This is a genomic window from Ancylobacter terrae, from assembly GCF_045108345.1.
GTDB lineage: Bacteria > Pseudomonadota > Alphaproteobacteria > Rhizobiales > Xanthobacteraceae > Ancylobacter.
The window spans coordinates 306,134-320,913 of the sequence record NZ_JBJGXH010000001.1; the positions used below are offsets into that span (position 1 = coordinate 306,134).

General features: G+C 69.0%; 15 protein-coding genes. 12 read left to right on the forward strand and 3 right to left on the reverse strand.

What is annotated here, in order from left to right:
- Positions 1-1,116, forward strand: coding sequence for an alkene reductase (locus ACEUEL_RS01445; protein WP_405701418.1), 1,116 nt, complete (start codon positions 1-3; stop codon positions 1,114-1,116).
- On the opposite strand, the gene ACEUEL_RS01450 is transcribed toward ACEUEL_RS01445, so the two are convergent.
- On the reverse strand, positions 1,095-1,223 hold the full coding sequence (locus ACEUEL_RS01450) for a hypothetical protein (RefSeq protein WP_405701419.1): 129 nt from the start codon (positions 1,221-1,223) through the stop codon (positions 1,095-1,097). The two genes, ACEUEL_RS01445 and ACEUEL_RS01450, sit on opposite strands and share 22 nt — an antisense overlap.
- A gap of 248 nt (positions 1,224-1,471) precedes the next feature.
- Here ACEUEL_RS01450 and ACEUEL_RS01455 point away from each other — a divergent pair, with 248 nt between their 5' ends.
- The 11 genes from ACEUEL_RS01455 to ACEUEL_RS01505 all read left to right on the forward strand — a co-directional run bounded on the left by ACEUEL_RS01455 (position 1,472) and on the right by ACEUEL_RS01505 (position 12,659).
- Positions 1,472-1,786, forward strand: coding sequence for a hypothetical protein (locus tag ACEUEL_RS01455; RefSeq protein ID WP_405701421.1), 315 nt, complete (start codon positions 1,472-1,474; stop codon positions 1,784-1,786).
- An 87-nt stretch (positions 1,787-1,873) separates the two neighbouring features.
- The gene (locus ACEUEL_RS01460) at positions 1,874-2,566 is read left to right on the forward strand and encodes a Crp/Fnr family transcriptional regulator (protein ID WP_405701422.1); all 693 of its coding nucleotides are present in this window, start codon (positions 1,874-1,876) and stop codon (positions 2,564-2,566) included.
- A 102-nt stretch (positions 2,567-2,668) separates the two neighbouring features.
- Positions 2,669-3,055 (forward strand): DUF2946 family protein, encoded by a 387-nt coding sequence (locus ACEUEL_RS01465; protein ID WP_405701423.1) that lies wholly within the window; start codon positions 2,669-2,671, stop codon positions 3,053-3,055.
- Positions 3,056-3,389: 334 nt separating this feature from the next.
- Positions 3,390-3,911 carry a YcnI family copper-binding membrane protein gene (locus ACEUEL_RS01470; protein WP_405701425.1) on the forward strand — a complete coding sequence of 174 codons (522 nt, stop codon included), beginning with the start codon at positions 3,390-3,392 and terminating at the stop codon, positions 3,909-3,911.
- A gap of 62 nt (positions 3,912-3,973) precedes the next feature.
- Positions 3,974-5,587: a copper resistance CopC/CopD family protein gene (locus ACEUEL_RS01475; RefSeq protein WP_405701427.1), complete on the forward strand. Its 1,614-nt coding sequence runs from the start codon at positions 3,974-3,976 to the stop codon at positions 5,585-5,587.
- Positions 5,588-5,951: 364 nt separating this feature from the next.
- Complete coding sequence (locus ACEUEL_RS01480; RefSeq protein ID WP_405701428.1) at positions 5,952-7,526, forward strand: ABC transporter substrate-binding protein; 1,575 nt, start codon at positions 5,952-5,954, stop codon at positions 7,524-7,526.
- Between the two features lie 8 nt (positions 7,527-7,534).
- Positions 7,535-8,476, forward strand: a complete 942-nt coding sequence (locus ACEUEL_RS01485; RefSeq protein ID WP_405701429.1) for an ABC transporter permease — start codon at positions 7,535-7,537, stop codon at positions 8,474-8,476.
- On the forward strand, positions 8,473-9,363 hold the full coding sequence (locus tag ACEUEL_RS01490) for an ABC transporter permease (protein ID WP_405701432.1): 891 nt from the start codon (positions 8,473-8,475) through the stop codon (positions 9,361-9,363). The genes ACEUEL_RS01485 and ACEUEL_RS01490 overlap by 4 nt, the downstream gene beginning before the upstream one ends.
- Entirely contained in the window at positions 9,360-10,364 is a 1,005-nt protein-coding gene (locus ACEUEL_RS01495; RefSeq protein ID WP_405701434.1) for an ABC transporter ATP-binding protein, read from the forward strand. The genes ACEUEL_RS01490 and ACEUEL_RS01495 overlap by 4 nt, the downstream gene beginning before the upstream one ends.
- On the forward strand, positions 10,357-11,373 hold the full coding sequence (locus tag ACEUEL_RS01500) for an ABC transporter ATP-binding protein (protein ID WP_405701437.1): 1,017 nt from the start codon (positions 10,357-10,359) through the stop codon (positions 11,371-11,373). Before ACEUEL_RS01495 ends, ACEUEL_RS01500 begins: the two co-directional genes overlap by 8 nt.
- 50 nt (positions 11,374-11,423) lie before the next feature.
- Entirely contained in the window at positions 11,424-12,659 is a 1,236-nt protein-coding gene (locus ACEUEL_RS01505; RefSeq protein ID WP_405701439.1) for an aminotransferase class V-fold PLP-dependent enzyme, read from the forward strand.
- Here ACEUEL_RS01505 and ACEUEL_RS01510 read toward each other — a convergent pair.
- Entirely contained in the window at positions 12,643-13,815 is a 1,173-nt protein-coding gene (locus tag ACEUEL_RS01510) for a M24 family metallopeptidase (protein WP_405701440.1), read from the reverse strand. The genes ACEUEL_RS01505 and ACEUEL_RS01510 overlap by 17 nt on opposite strands.
- Entirely contained in the window at positions 13,812-14,567 is a 756-nt protein-coding gene (locus ACEUEL_RS01515; protein WP_405701442.1) for a UTRA domain-containing protein, read from the reverse strand. The genes ACEUEL_RS01510 and ACEUEL_RS01515 overlap by 4 nt, the downstream gene beginning before the upstream one ends.
- Positions 14,568-14,780: the final 213 nt, after the last annotated feature.

A 14,780-nucleotide genomic window follows, 5' to 3' on the forward strand; every position in this document is an offset into this window, starting at 1 on the left:
ATGCCCGCCCATTCCCGCCTGTTCTCGCCCCTGAGCCTCGGCCCGCTCGTGCTGCCGAACCGGCTCGTCATGGCGCCGATGACGCGCTCGCGCACGGCGCAGCCCGGCGACATCCCGACCGCACTGAACGCCCGCTACTACGCCCAGCGTGCCAGCGCCGGCCTGATCGTCACCGAGGCGACGCAGATCTCCCGCGAGGGGCAGGGCTATGCCTGGACGCCGGGCATTTACACGCCCGCCCAGCGCGACGGCTGGCGGCTGGTCACCGACGCCGTCCACGCGGCCGGCGGGCGCATCTTCCTCCAGCTCTGGCATGTCGGCCGGGTGTCGCATCCGAGCCTGCAACCGGAGGGACAGCTCCCGGTCGCGCCCTCGGCGATCGCGCCGAAGGGGGTGAGGGTCTATGCGATCGATCCCGACGGCACGCCGCGCTTCCTCGACTGCGGCACGCCCCGCGCGCTGGAAACGGAGGAGATCGCCCGCGTCGTCGAGGATTATCGCCGCGCCGCTGCACTCGCCATGGAGGCAGGGTTCGACGGCGTCGAGCTGCACGGCGCGAATGGCTACCTGATCGACCAGTTCCTGCGCTCCACCACCAACCGGCGCACCGACGGCTATGGCGGCTCGCCGTCGAACCGCCTGCGCTTACTCGAGGAGGTCGTGGCGGCCGTGGCCGGCGAGACCGGGCCGGAGCGCCTCGGCGTCCGCCTCTCGCCGCATGTCACCCTGCAGGACATGGACGACCCGGAGATGGTCGCGACCAGCCTGCTCGCCGCCGAGGCGCTCCACCGTGCCGGCATCGCCTATCTCCACCTCGCCGAGGCCGACTGGGACGACGCCCCCCTCGTCCCGCGCGACTACCGGCAGGCGCTGCGCCAGCGTTTCCCCGGCACGATCATCGTCGCGGGGCGCTACACGCCCGAGCGCGGGGAAGCGCTGATCGAGCAGGGGCTGGCCGATCTCGTCACCTTCGGCCGTCCGTTCCTCGCCAATCCCGACCTGCCGCGGCGCATCGCCGAGGGGCTGCCGCTCAACACGCCCGATCCGAAGACCTTCTTCGGCGGTGGGGCGGCCGGCTATGACGACTATCCCGTCTACGGCGCCGCCGCGAAATAATCCGGCTCGGACCGGCGGGCGAGCTGGGCCGCGAGGAAATCGACGAAGACGCGGATGCGATTGGAGAGGTGCTCGTGGCCGATATAGACCGCGTGCACCGGCTCCACATCGCGCGCTGCTGCCGGCCGCTGCGTGGGTGGGGCTTTGCTTTACGTGACGACGATCGCGCCTGGACAATTTGTCCAGTGTCGGCGGCATGAAAGAACGCTAGCATCGGGTTGTCATGGCGGACCCTGCTCACACTCGTGCCGGCACGCCCTCGCGGGTCTCGAACCGGCGCGCGCGGGGGCCGATCCATACACTGTTGCACCTGCTGTGCGCTGTCGCCCTTTTGCTGGTCGGTTCCGTTCATCAGGTGCCCACGCGTGCCGCGAGCGTGCCCGCCAACGTCGACCTCAGCGACTACACGTTGCCGGACGGCACCGTGCCGGTGCTGTGCCTGTCGCCCTCGGATGACGGCTCCTCCTCCGGCATTCCGCATGGTCACGGCTGCGAGGCCTGCCGGCTGGCTGGGACGCCGGAACTGCTCACCCCCCAACACGACCTGTTCCAGCCAGCGGACTACGCGGTTCTAACGCAGCCGCGCCTTCCCGAAGCGGCACCCGCCCAGTCCGTCCTGCGCTTCCGTCTCGCCCAGCGCGGTCCCCCCGCCTCAGGTTTCCACGCCTGAATCGCGGCAGGCCACAGCCTGCCTTGGTCGCGTGTCCGTGCGCTCCGGCTCAAGCCGGACTTGCCGGACGATTGCCGGGGTCCAACCATGCTCATCTCCGCCGCCCTGCGGTCCGACGCCCTGCGCGCTTGGCCGCTCCCGCCCGTGCCGTCCGACGCGGGCGCGCCTGCGCTGGTCATCGCCGCCCGCGAGCCGGTCACGCCTCATACGCTGGCTGAGGCTCACCTCTACCGGGTCGAGACCGGGTGCGTGGCGCTCTGCCGGCAGATCGACGCCGAGCGGCGCCAGATCCTCGACATCATCGGTCCCGGTCGGTTGATGGATCCGGGCCTTGCCGGGCGCCTGCCGTGCGAGATCGTTGCCTTCGCGCCGACACGCCTCGTGCCGGTCGATGCGCCGGCCGCCGGCCTGGAGGCGGCGCATCAGCAGCTGATGCTGGACCGTGCGCTCGGCCATCTCACGCGGCTTGGGAAGCTGGGCGCCGGCGAGAGGGTGGCCGAGGCGCTGCTCGATCTCGCCGGGCAATACGCCGCCCAGGCCTGTTTCGAGGGTGAGCAGGGCGAGACTTTTCCGTTCCATCTCAGCCGTGGCGATCTCGCCGACTGGCTGGGTCTGACCCTGGAGACGGTCAGCCGTTGCATGAGCCGCCTCAAGCAGGACGGGGTGATCGACTTCGGCAAGGGGCCCACCCTGACCCTTCTCGACCGCCCCGCCCTGACCGAGATCGCGCGCGGCCGACGGAAGCTGCAGGCGCTCTACGCGCCCCGGCAGGCGGGATGAAGGCGTGGGATGGTGCGGATCGGGCTTTGCGGCGCGCCCCGCTGTCGTGATAATCGACGCATGATGCCCCTGGGGCATCGCAGGACACTGAGGTGCAGGTCGTTGACTGGCAGACGGCAGGGATGGAGCTTTCTGGTCGCGCTCGGCGCGGCCTATCTGCTCGTTCTCCAGATCCTGCTCACCGGCCTCGCTCTCGGCACGCACGCCACATCTTCCCTGGACGACGCCTCCCATGGCGTGATCTGCCTGGAGATGGGCACGGGAAGCTCCGCGCCGGACACGCCGACCGCCCCGCCGCACCTGCCCGACTGCTGCCAACTCGGCTGCCTGCTGGGCACGGTGCTGCCGCCCGCGGCGGTTGTCGCATCCGCCACGACCTTCCCTGCGGCGGCGACCCGCTCCCACTTTCCGCCCCTGACATCGGTCGCGCGGGGCGATCAGGGCTGGCGCACGCCACACAACAGTCGCGCGCCACCCGCCCGTGCCTGAGGCCGGCTCGCGCTGGCGGGCATGACGTCCCGTCGCGTGATCTGACGCCCGAGAGCGGCGGCTAAGCCGCTGCCTGTGCCACCGCGCCATTGGCCTGTCCATCACCCGGCGGGCGGCGGCTTGCGCGCGCTCCAACGGGCACGCGCAAGCGGGGCAAAGCGGCACCCCGGCACTCTTCGGCCTCTCGTCTCTCCCCCGACCGCATGGCCACGGGCCATGCGCGCTTCAGCACTCCTGCGCCCCCCGTGGCGGCGAGTGCCCGCGCGAGCGTCTGCGCCCGCGCCTTCCTTCCAACCGCCGGCAGCATGCCGGCTTCGACCCCAGGAGACCCAGGATGATCCGTTCGACCTCCATTGCCGTCGCACTGCTCGCGCTCGGCGCCGGCAGCGCGCTTGCCCATGTCAGTCTTGAAACCCAGCAGGCGCCGGTGCCCTCCACCTACAAGGCGATCTTCCGCGTGCCGCATGGCTGCGAGGGCAAGCCGACCCTCAAGGTTCGCGTGCAGATCCCCGAGGGCGTGATCTCGGTGAAGCCGCAGCCCAAGCCCGGCTGGACGCTGGAAAAGGTGAAGGGCAAATATGCGACGACCTATGACTATTACGGCACCCCCACCAGTGAGGGCGTGAAGGAAGTCATCTGGAGCGGCGGCAACCTGCCGGATGACGAGTATGACGAGTTCGTGCTGCGCGCCTTCCTCACCCCGGGCCTGAAGACCGGCACGACGCTCTACTTCCCCGTCGTGCAGGAATGCCCGGACGGCGCGACCGAGCGCTGGATCGAGATTCCCGCCGAGGGCAAGAGCGCGGACGACTACGAACTGCCCGCGCCCGGCGTGAAGCTGGTGCCGAAGAACTGAACCTGCCTGACCACCGGCGTGCCCCACGGGCACGCCGGTTCCCCCTTGCCGGACGAGATGCCGTGCCCGCTGCCCTGCTGCCGACGATCCCCGTGTTCCGCCTCTTCCTGCTCCTGCTTCTGGCGGGTCTGGGCTGGACCCTTCCCACCCGCCCGGCGCTGGCGCACGCCTCGCTGGTCGCGGCCAGCCCGGCGGATGGCGCAATGCTGGCGCAGGCACCGACGGGTTTTGCCCTCACCTTCAGCGAACCGACCTCGCCCCTGGTGTTGTCGCTGGTCACGCCGGACGGCACCCGCCTGCCGCTGGACCGCTTCACGCTGCGCGACCGGACGCTGGAGATCGACGCCCCGCCCGCCCTTTCCCAAGGCACCCATGTGCTGAGCTGGCGGGTGATCTCTGAGGATGGTCATCCCGTCGGCGGTTCCGTCGTGTTCTCGATCGGCAGCCCGAGCACGACCGCACCGGCCGCAGCCGAGGGCCCGGAGCCGGGCGTCGCCCGCATGATCTGGGTTCTGCGCGTGCTGCTCTATGCCGGCCTGTTCGCCGGCATCGGCGGCGCATTCTGCCTCGCCTGGCTCTCGGCACCCGCCCGCGCCGGTGCGACATGGATCGGCGCCGCGCTCCTACTGGCTGCCCTTTCCGCGCTCGCTTCCGTTGGTCTGCAAGGGGTGGACGCTCTGGAGGCGCCGCTGACCGGCCTTGGCCGGGCGATCGTCTGGAAAACCGGCTTGGCCACCAGCTTCGGCCAGACCGTCATGGGGGCATTGCTCGCGAGTATCCTCGCCGGGGCCAGCCTCGCCACCACGCGTCATCCCGCGCGCCTCCTGTCTCTGCTGTCCCTCCTCACGCTGGGTGTCGCGCTCGCGGCCAGCGGCCATGCCGGCGCGGCCCCGCCGCAATGGGCGACCCGTCCGGCGGTGTTCCTGCATGGTGTCGGCATCGCCTTGTGGGTCGGGGCGCTTCTCCCGCTCGCGCTGCTGTTCGCGCGCCGATCGCCCGAAGCGGGCCTGGCCTTGCGCCGCTTCTCGCTCTTCATTCCCTTGGCCGTAGTGCCGCTGCTGGCATCCGGACTGTTGCTGGCGGTCATCCAGCTCGGCGCCCCTGCCGCCTTGTGGGAGACCGCCTATGGCCGTGTGCTCACCGCGAAGCTGATCCTCGTGGCCGCGCTCCTGGCCCTCGCCGCCACGAATCGCCGGTGCCTCACCGAACCGGCGCTACGGGGCGAACCCGGCTCCGGGCGCCCGCTCGTGCGAATGATCCGTCTGGAGATCGCCCTCGTCCTCGCCATCTTCGCGCTCGCGGCGCTCTGGCGCTTCACGCCGCCGCCCCGCGCGCTGGCCCTCGCTGCCGCCCAGCCGGCACAGACGCATATCCACACGCTGAAGGCGATGGCGGATCTCACCGTGACGCCCGGCCGCGCGGGGCCGGTCGATGTCAGCCTCATGCTGATGACCGGCGAGTTCGGCCCGCTCGACGCCAAGGAGGTGGCGCTGTCGCTGGCCAATCCCGCCCTCGGCATCGAGCCGATCCGCCGCAAAGCCGAACGCCGGGACGGGCTCTGGCGCGTCGACGGCATGGTTATCCCCGCGGCCGGGGAATGGAGCGTGCGCATCGACATCCTGATCACCGATTTCGACATGACCCGCCTCGAAGGCACGCTGCACATCCGCAGCTGATCGGGGCGGCACATCTCACGGGCCGGCCGACTGCCTTCGTCGAAACGCGCCGTGGAGCTTCAACACCGCCGGCGGCGCTTGATGGCGATCCCTCCGCGCCGTGCCGTCCATCACCGTTGCTCGTTGCCGGACCATATTCATGGCCTCGGCCGATCGCGGCCTCCGCGGGAGCCCTTGGATAGTCGGTCCGAGCCCTGGAAAGCCACATGGCGCGACCGCCATTGCAGCACGTCGCGTTTGGATGGACTGAAAATCCACGGGTAGCCCGGATCGGGGTATTGCCTAGACAATAAAATGCGGCTAGCGTTTTATTGTCTAGTCAAAAGAGCCATGCCTTCCGGCCGCCAGACAAGGGGACCCATCGATGCAGACCACCCGGCGTACCATTCTCAAGGGAATGGCCGGACTTCCGGCCATGTTCGCGGGGCTTTCGCCCCTCGCCGTGCTTGCCCAGCAGGGCAGTGGCGAGACGTTGCGCGTCGCGGCCGGCAAGCCGGCGGGCGACCTCGATCCGCACAAGTACAAGGGGCTCTGGGCGATCCAGGATCTGATCTTCGAGCCGCTGATCCGCTACGGCCACGGCGGCAAGATGGAGCCGGCGCTCGCCACCGACTGGCAGGTCGAGAACGACGGCAAGCTGTTCCGCGTCCACCTGCGCAAGGGCGTCACTTTCCAGGACGGCACGCCGTGGGATGCGGCGGCGATGACCTGGAACCTCGACCGCTGGATCGGCAAGGATGCAGCCAGCTGGATGAACGCCTCGCGGCTGTTCGCCAACTACAAGGTGGTCGACGACCACACCGTCGAGATCAATTTCAAGGAGCCGGTGCTCGGCCTCCTCAACGAATTCGCCTATGTGCGCCCGGTGCGCTTCCTCAGCCCGAAATCCGTCGGCGCGGACGGTGCTTACCAGAAGCCGGTCGGCACCGGGGCGTGGATCGAGGCAAGCGCCGACAACAACGGCAGCACTTTCACCCGCTTCGACGGTTATTGGGGCGACAAGCCCGGTTTCAAGCGCATCGAGGTGAAGGTTCTGCCGGAATCGCGCAGCCGCATGGCGGCGCTGCGGGCCGGCGAGATCGACCTGACCGGCGGCGATTTCCTGGCCCCGATCAAGGCGACCGAAGCCAAGACGCTCGAAAAGGCCGGCATTCCGGTTGCGGTCGAGCTCGGTACCACGACGGTGGTGATCGGCTTCAACCCGGACCGCAATCCGGCGCTGAAGGATCTCGCCGTTCGCCAGGCGATCAATATCGGTTTCGATCGCAAGGCGATCGGGCAGGTGCTCTATCAAGGCCTCGCCGAGCCCGCCGGCAACCTTTTCCCCGCCAGCGTGCCTCTCGCCGGCGCGCGCTTCCCCGTCCCGGCGCGCGATCCGGAAGCGGCGAAGAAGCTGCTGGAGGACGCCGGCTGGAAGGGCGCCCCGATCCGCGAGAAGGACGGCAAGCCGCTCAAGCTGGAAATCGTCGTCAGCGAGGAGCAGATCGCCGGCTCGCGCTCGCTGGCGGAAATCCTGCAGGCCCAACTCGGCGAGATCGGCATCGGCATCACCATCCGCTCGGTCGACCATGCCTCGCGCCATTCCGACATCCCGGCGCGCACCTTCGACATGGCGCTGTTCACCACCTTCGGCGCGCCCTACGAGCCGTTCGGCACCATCGTCGGCCTGCTGCTGTCGACCTATGACAATGGCGTGGACGGCAAGCTGGTGATCGATCCGGCCAAGCTCGATCCGCTGGTGCTGGCCGCCACAAATGCGCCGGCGGACAAGGTCGAGGCCGCCCTGCAGGCGATCTATGACCAGATGCGCGCGGATGTCTCGATGCTTCCGCTGTTCTACAGCCCGGCGATCTGGGCGCACACCAAGCGCGTGAGCGGCTTCACGGTCCCCGCCACCGAATACGATCTGCCCTACCGCGGCATCCGCCTGGAATCCTGAGGGCCGACATGTCGACGCTGATCGCGATCCGCTTGCGCAACGCTTTGGTGCTGCTCGTCCTTGCCACGATGCTGTGCTTCACGCTGGTGGTCTCGGCGCCGGGCAATGTGGCGGTCCTCATCGCCGAACTGCGCACGCCGAAGGCGACCTTCGAGCAAATCCGCGTGGTGGAGGAGGAACTCGGCCTGAACCAGCCGCTGCTCCTGCGCTACGGCAGCTGGCTGAACGGCGCCCTGCACGGCAATCTGGGCGTTTCCTACAAGACGGGCGACGCGATTGGCCCTGCCCTGGCCAGCCGGCTGCCGATCACCTTCACGCTGGTGGTGGGCGGGGCCGTGTTCGCTCTGCTGCTGAGCTTCGCGCTGGGTTTTCTCGGCGCGCTGTGGCCGGGCCGCTTCGGCGATGCGCTCAGTCGCATCGTCGCTCTGCTCGGGGCCTCCATGCCCTCCTTCTTCGTCGGCGCGCTCCTGATCTACGCGCTGGCGGTGGAGCTCGGCCTGTTTCCCACCTTCGGCACGGCAGGGCTGTCGAGCTGGGTGCTGCCGTGGATGACCATCGGCCTCTTGCCGGCCGCCGTGCTCAGCCGTGTCGTCCGCGTGGGGCTCGAAGAGGCGATGGCGCGGCCCTTCGCGCTCACCGCTTCGGCCAAGGGATTGTCGCGCCGCGCCATCCTGTTCCGCCATGCGCTGCCCAACATCGCGCCGACCTACATCAACGCGCTCGGCGCGCAGGGCGGCGCGATGGTGGTCGGGGCTGTCGTGGTGGAACCGCTCTTCGCGCTGAAGGGCGTCGCCGACCTGTTCCTGCAGGGCGTGCTGTTCCGGGACTTCATGGTGGTGCAGGCCTGCCTGCTGGTCTTCCTCACATCCTTCATTCTCCTCAATCTGCTGGTCGACATCGGCATGATGTTCACCGATCCCAAGCTTCGCCGGCAGGGAGCGAACGCATGAGACAGCTCCGCGACCTCCTGCACGCCCTGGCCCAGTTGCCGCGCCTCGCCTTCATCGCGGTCGGGCTGTTCGTGCTGCTGGGAATCTTCGCGCCCTGGCTGGCGCCTTACGACCCGAACGCACAGGACCTGCTGGCCGCCCACGCCGACCCCTCCTGGCAGCATTGGCTGGGCACCGATCATCTCGGCCGGGATACGCTCTCGCGCCTCATCGTCTCGGCCCGCACCTCGCTGGTGGGCATGAGCCTCGTGCTGCTGATCGCGCTGTCGGTCGGCATCACCATCGGCACGGTCGCCGGCTATCGGCGGGGCTGGGTCGAGGAGGTGCTGATGCGCATCGTCGATGTCGGCCTCGCCATGCCGAGCCTGATCGTCGCCCTCGCGGTGATCGGCATCTTCGGCACCGGCTACTGGAACATGATCCTCGCCTTGGCGCTGGCCTGGTGGCCGGGCAGCGCCCGCATCAGCCGGGCGGTGGCGGTCGGGGTGATGAACCGCCCGCATATCGAATCGCTGCGCGTGCTCGGCGCCAGCCCGGCGCGGATCTATTTCCACCATCTCTTGCCCTCCACCATCGGCGCGGTGCTGGTCTACGCCACGGCGGATGCCGGTGCGGTGGCGCTTTCCATCGCCACGCTGAGCTTCCTCGGCCTCGGCATCCAGCCGCCGACGCCGGAATGGGGGCAGATGCTGGTCGACGCGCTGCCGTATCTGGAAAGCGCGCCGTGGCAGGTGATCCTGCCGGGCCTCGTGCTCACCCTGGTGGTGATCGGGTTCAACCTGCTCGGCGAGTCCATTGCGCTGAACCGGGTGCCGACGCCGCTGCCGCACCGCGTCCTGCTGAAACGCCGGGCGACCGCCGCCGGCTGGAGAAAGGCCACGCCATGACCCCGGCTCCCATTCTCCAGGTAAGCCATCTCTGCGTCGACCTCTACACCGCCCGCGCCGCGCTGCGCCCGGTGGACGATGTGAGCTACGACGTCGCCGCCGGCGAAACCCTGGCCATCGTCGGCGAGAGTGGCTCGGGAAAGACGGTGCTGAACTTCGCGCCGCTCGGCCTGATGCCGACCGGCGTCGTTACCGACCTATCGGGCTCGATCCTGTTCGATGGGCAGCAACTGGTCGGCCTGCCGGAGCCCGCGATGCGGCGCATTCGTGGCGGCAAGATCGGCACCATCTTCCAAGACCCCATGAGCGCGCTCAACCCGGCGCTGCGCATCGGCCGCCAGATCGCCGAGGTGGCGGAGCTGCATCTGGGCATGACCTCGTCGCAGGCCGAAGCCCGTGCGCTCGACCTGCTCAGGCTGGTGCGTATGTCCGACCCCGAGGCGCGGCTGCGGCAATACCCGCACGAGCTCTCCGGCGGCCTGCGGCAGCGGGCGATGATCGCCATTGCCATTGCCGCCGAGCCCAAGCTGCTGATCGCGGACGAGCCGACCACGGCGCTGGACGTGACGGTGCAGGCGCAGATCATCAGCCTGCTGAAGGACCTGCAGCGCCGGCTCAACACCGCGATCGTGCTGATCACCCACGACATGGGCGTGGTGGCCAGCATCGCCGCGCGCGTGGCGGTCATGTATGCCGGCCGCCTCGCCGAGTATGGCTCGGTCGAGCAGGTGCTGCTGAACCCGCGCCATCCCTATACGCGCGGGCTGATCGCCGCCCTGCCGAGCGCGGATGACATGCCGGGCTCGCTCTTCCGGGGACTGCCGGGCACGCCCCCCGTTCTCGGCGCGCCGCAAGCCGCCTGCGCCTTCGCACCACGCTGCCCGCAGGTGATCGATATCTGCCCGCGACAGGTTCCGCCGCTGCTTGCGGCCGATCATGCCAGTGCGGTCGCCTGCCATGTCGTCAATGCACGTCCGTCCCGGGAGCCGATCCATGCGTGAGGCCGGAGACCTGCTGCGGGTCGAGAACCTCGTCACCCGCTTCAAGAGTGTCGAGCGGGGCAAATGGGTCACGGCGGTCGACGATGTGTCGATCCGCCTCGCGCCCGGCGAGATGGTCGGGCTGGTCGGCGAATCCGGCTGCGGAAAGTCGACGCTGGGACGCTCGATCGTCGGGCTGGAGCGCCCGCAATCGGGTCGCATCCTGCTCGACGGCGCCGACCTCTCGAATTTGCGCGGACGCGAGCTGCGCGAGAAGCGGCGGGCGATCCAGTACGTGTTTCAGGATCCCTATGCTTCGCTCAACGACCGCCAGACCATCGGCGAAACGCTGTCGGAAGCGCTGATCATCATCGGCGTGAAGGACCGCGAGGAACAGCGCCGGCGCATCCGCAGGCTGCTGGACCAGGTGGGTTTGCCGGACGCGCTGGCCGAGCGCTACCCGCGCGAACTCTCCGGCGGGCAGCGCCAGCGGGTCGCCATCGCCCGGTCGCTGGCGGTCGAGCCGCGCGTGCTGATCTGCGACGAGCCGGTGAGCGCGCTCGACCTGTCGATCCGGGCGCAGGTGATGAACCTGTTCCTCACGCTGCACAAGGATCTCGGCGTCGCCTGCCTGTTCATCGCCCATGATCTCGCGCTGGTGCGGCAGGCCACCAGCCGCACCTATGTGATGTATCTCGGCAGGATCGTGGAGGAGGCCTCCTCGGCCGAACTCTACGCCCGTCCGAGCCATCCCTACACGCAGGCGCTGCTCGGCTCGATCCCGAGCGCCGATCCACGCGTCGAGGCGCATCGCGAGCCGCCGCCGATCTTCGGCGACATTCCCAGCCCGACCAATCCGCCGTCGGGCTGCCGGTTCCGCACCCGCTGCCCCCGCGCGACAGCCGTGTGCGCCAGTAGCCCGCCCGCGCCCGTCACGCTTGCGCCCGGCCATCACGCGAGCTGCGTGATCGCCGGCGAGCTTTACGCCCAAAGCCACACCGCATCGCCCCGCCTGCCGATGTCGGCCTGAGCCAGGAGCTCGCCGCATCCCGCGTACGGCCTTCAAGAAGGACGCTCCACGTGACAGCATCGATCACGCCCCAGCTCACCACCGCTCCCGACGACGAGGCTTACTGGCTCGCCGTGCGCGCGACCATGGAGCCGATGTACGTCAACACCCAGCTGGTCAACACCCGGCGGGGCGCGGCCCCGCGCGTGGTGCGCGACCGGGTGCGCGAGCTGGTCGATCTCTCGCTCTCCTATGAGCTCGACGAGTATGAGCCCATGCGCGAGCTGAAGGAGAGCGGCTCCTCGCTCGCCATCCGCCGCCTGCTCGGCGACTATTTCGGCGCCGACGCCGACGAGATGGCGCTCACCCGTAACGCGATGGAAGGTATCGCCACCGTGTTGAACGGCGTCGCCCTGCAGCCCGGCGACGAGGTGCTGGCGACGAAGTTCTGCTACGACACCAACCTCGCCATCATCCGCCAGCGCGCCCGCCGCGAGGGCGTCGTGCTGAAATTCGTCGACCTGCCGTTCGGCATCGCCAGCGAGGCGGAGATCCTTGCCGCCTTCGCCGCGGCCACCACCGAGCGCACGCGGCTGGTCAGCCTTCCCCATGTCGTCGCCAATACCGGGCTGGTGATGCCGGTGCGCGAGATCGCCGCTCTGGCTCGCGCGCGTGGTGCCTTCACGCTGGTCGACGGCGCTCATTCGGCCGGGCACATCGCGTTCCGGCTCGACGAACTCGGCTGCGATGCCTATGCGACCTGCCTGCACAAATGGATGTACGGCCCGCGCGGAACCGGCTTCCTGCATGTGCGGCGCGAGCGGATTGCCGATGTCTGGCCGCTCTTCGCCCCCTGGTCGGGCAAGCCGGCCGACTCGATCGAGAAGTTCGAGGAGGTCGGCACGGTGTTCAAGGCGCTGCCGGCCTCGATCCCCGAGGCCATCGCTTTCAATCGCGGCATCGGCCAGGCGGAGAAGTCGGCGCGCCTGCGCTACCTGCGCGACCGCTGGGCGCGGCGGCTTGGCGAGCATCCCCGCATCCGCCTGCTGACGGACCTCGATGCCGAGCCCGGCACCGGCTTTGGCGGCTTCGTCATCGATGGGCTGGAGGGCGAGGACTTCGCTCAGACGCTGCGCGCGGAATTCGCCATCAATGTGCGCGCTTTCACCATGGACGAGGACCCTTCGATGCGGGGCCTCCATCTCTCGCCCGGCCTGCCCAACACCGTTGAGGAGGTGGATCGCTTCGTGGAAGCGACCTTTGCCATCCTCGCGCGCAGCCATAATTCGCTCATGCGGGCAGGATGACCAGCCCGGGGGCGAGCCTTGTGAGGCGGTCGGCGCCGTCTTCGGTGACGACCAGCGTGTCCTCGTACATGAGCCCGCCCCAGCCGGGGCGGTAATAGGGCGCCTCGATATTGATCACCATGCCGGGCTCGAGCGTCACCGGGTTCGCCGGGCCGAGGGTCGGGTATTCGTGGGAATCGAGACCCAGCCCATGGCCGACATGGTGGCGGCGGTAGGCCGGCAGACCGGCCGCGCGCACGGCCTCGACCGTCGTATGGAAGAGCGCGTCGCTGGTGACGCCGGGCTCGACACGAGCGAGGCCCGCACGCTGGCCCGCGACGATGGCGGCATCGACGGCGGCCATCTCCGCCGACGGCTCGCCCACCACGGCGCTGCGGGCGGTATCCGACCAGTAGCCCTGGAACGAGCCGCCGATGTCGAGACGCAGCAGATCGCCCGGCGCGAGCCGGCGCGGGGAGGCATGCGCATCGGCAAAGGCCGCGCGCGGTCCCGACGTGACGACGACGAAGCCCGGCCGAACGCCGGCACGGATCATCCGTGTGGAAATCTCGGCGGCGACGTCGAGTTCGCTCATCCCGGCACGGGCTTGCGCCAGTGCCTGCGCAAGCGCCTCCTCCGTCACCCGCGTGGCGTATCGCAGGAGGACGATCTCCTCCGCGTCCTTGATCGCGCGGGCACGGCACAGCAGCCTCGCGGCATCCTTCACCCTCGTCCGGGCAAAGCCGGTGGCAAGCGCTGCGGGCGCCGCGCCCTCGATCAGCAGCGGGCGGTTTCCCGCAAGGGCATGGATGGCGGCCGAAAGGGCGTCCTCATAGGCGGTGAAGGTCTCGACATGCGTGGCCGTCGCGGTCCGCATGGCCGCGTCATCGAAGAAGAAGCTGCGGTAGCCGAAATAGCGCAGGTTCGGCCCCGCCACTTCCTGCGCGGCCCACAGATCGGCCGTTGGTCCTACGAGTATCCCTTCGCCGGCGTTGAACACCATTGCCATGCGCTGGGCGGGATCGGTGTCGTAGCCCATGCTGCGGTAACCACTGCAATAGACCACGTTGGGCCCTGAGGTGGCGACGACAAGGGCATCGTCCCCAGCGAGGGCAAGGACGCGGGCCCGGTGCCGCGCGGAGAGGGCGGCGATGTCGACGAGGGGGATGGGGTTCATGGCTGCAGCGGATTGAATTCGCCCACGAATTCGTTGCGATCGGCAGGATAGATCAGGCGCACCGAGGTGACGGGCATGTCGTCCGCCCAGGTCTGGCGCAGCGAGACGAGGAGCGGAGATCCCGGCGAGATGCCCAGCCGCTCGGCCTCGACAGCCCCCGCGGCCTCGGCGCGGATGGTGTGGCGCAACCGCGTGCAGGGCAGACGCGCCAGCAACCACGTGTTCGGCAGGTCGATTTCGAAGTTGGCCTCACGTGCGTCGGGCGCCGCCGCCAGATTGATGTAGCGCTCTTCCAGCACTTCCGGTTTGCCGAAGCCGCAATGGGCGGCCGTCAACATGACCAGCGGCGTACCCGCTTCAACCGCGGGCCAGAACGTGGTGCTCTTGCCGGCTGTCAGCTCGCGCTTGTTGAGAACCTTGTAGCTGTAGGCGCGCCCCTTGCTCTCGATCTCCTCCCGTATGTCGAGAAAGCCGATAACGGCATGGGTCTCGGTGGTGAGGGCGACCCGCGTGCCCTGCTTGCGGCGACGCTCCAGCAGGCCGGCCTCGGTGAGCTTGGAGAGCGCCTTGCTCACCGTCGCGCGGGTGGTGGAGAGGGTTTCCATCAAGCTGTGCTCGGAGGGGATGCGATGCCCGGCCGGCCAGCGGCCGCTCATGATTTCCGAGCGCACCGCGCGTTCGATCTGCTTGTAGAGAGGCCCCTGACCGTCGAGGACGATGGTTGGAACGCCCGCGTTCTCGGTATTGTCCATCGTGGCAGGTCACCTCGGGAGCCGGTGTGATCATTGCCACAGAGCATTGTTTTTTGTCTAGGCAATTGCGACCAGCGACGTTTCGGACATGCTGGCGAGGGCCGCGGCCATCTATGCGAGCAAGGTGGCGACTCTGACCCGTGCGCTGAATAGGCCAGCGGAGCTGCCTCTGGCCGCGAAAGCCTTGCGGATGCTGATCGAGCGGATCGTGCT

Excerpts from the sequence above, each read along its gene's own strand:
- ACEUEL_RS01445 (WP_405701418.1), top strand. The coding sequence starts at position 1 with ATGCCCGCCCATTCCCGCCTGTTCTCGCCCCTGAGCCTCGGCCCGCTC.
- ACEUEL_RS01460 (WP_405701422.1), top strand. The coding sequence starts at position 1,874 with ATGCTCATCTCCGCCGCCCTGCGGTCCGACGCCCTGCGCGCTTGGCCG.
- ACEUEL_RS01470 (WP_405701425.1), top strand. The coding sequence starts at position 3,390 with ATGATCCGTTCGACCTCCATTGCCGTCGCACTGCTCGCGCTCGGCGCC.
- ACEUEL_RS01480 (WP_405701428.1), top strand. The coding sequence starts at position 5,952 with ATGCAGACCACCCGGCGTACCATTCTCAAGGGAATGGCCGGACTTCCG.
- ACEUEL_RS01485 (WP_405701429.1), top strand. The coding sequence starts at position 7,535 with ATGTCGACGCTGATCGCGATCCGCTTGCGCAACGCTTTGGTGCTGCTC.
- ACEUEL_RS01490 (WP_405701432.1), top strand. The coding sequence starts at position 8,473 with ATGAGACAGCTCCGCGACCTCCTGCACGCCCTGGCCCAGTTGCCGCGC.
- ACEUEL_RS01495 (WP_405701434.1), top strand. The coding sequence starts at position 9,360 with ATGACCCCGGCTCCCATTCTCCAGGTAAGCCATCTCTGCGTCGACCTC.
- ACEUEL_RS01500 (WP_405701437.1), top strand. The coding sequence starts at position 10,357 with ATGCGTGAGGCCGGAGACCTGCTGCGGGTCGAGAACCTCGTCACCCGC.
- ACEUEL_RS01510 (WP_405701440.1), bottom strand. The coding sequence starts at position 13,815 with ATGAACCCCATCCCCCTCGTCGACATCGCCGCCCTCTCCGCGCGGCAC.
- ACEUEL_RS01515 (WP_405701442.1), bottom strand. The coding sequence starts at position 14,567 with ATGGACAATACCGAGAACGCGGGCGTTCCAACCATCGTCCTCGACGGT.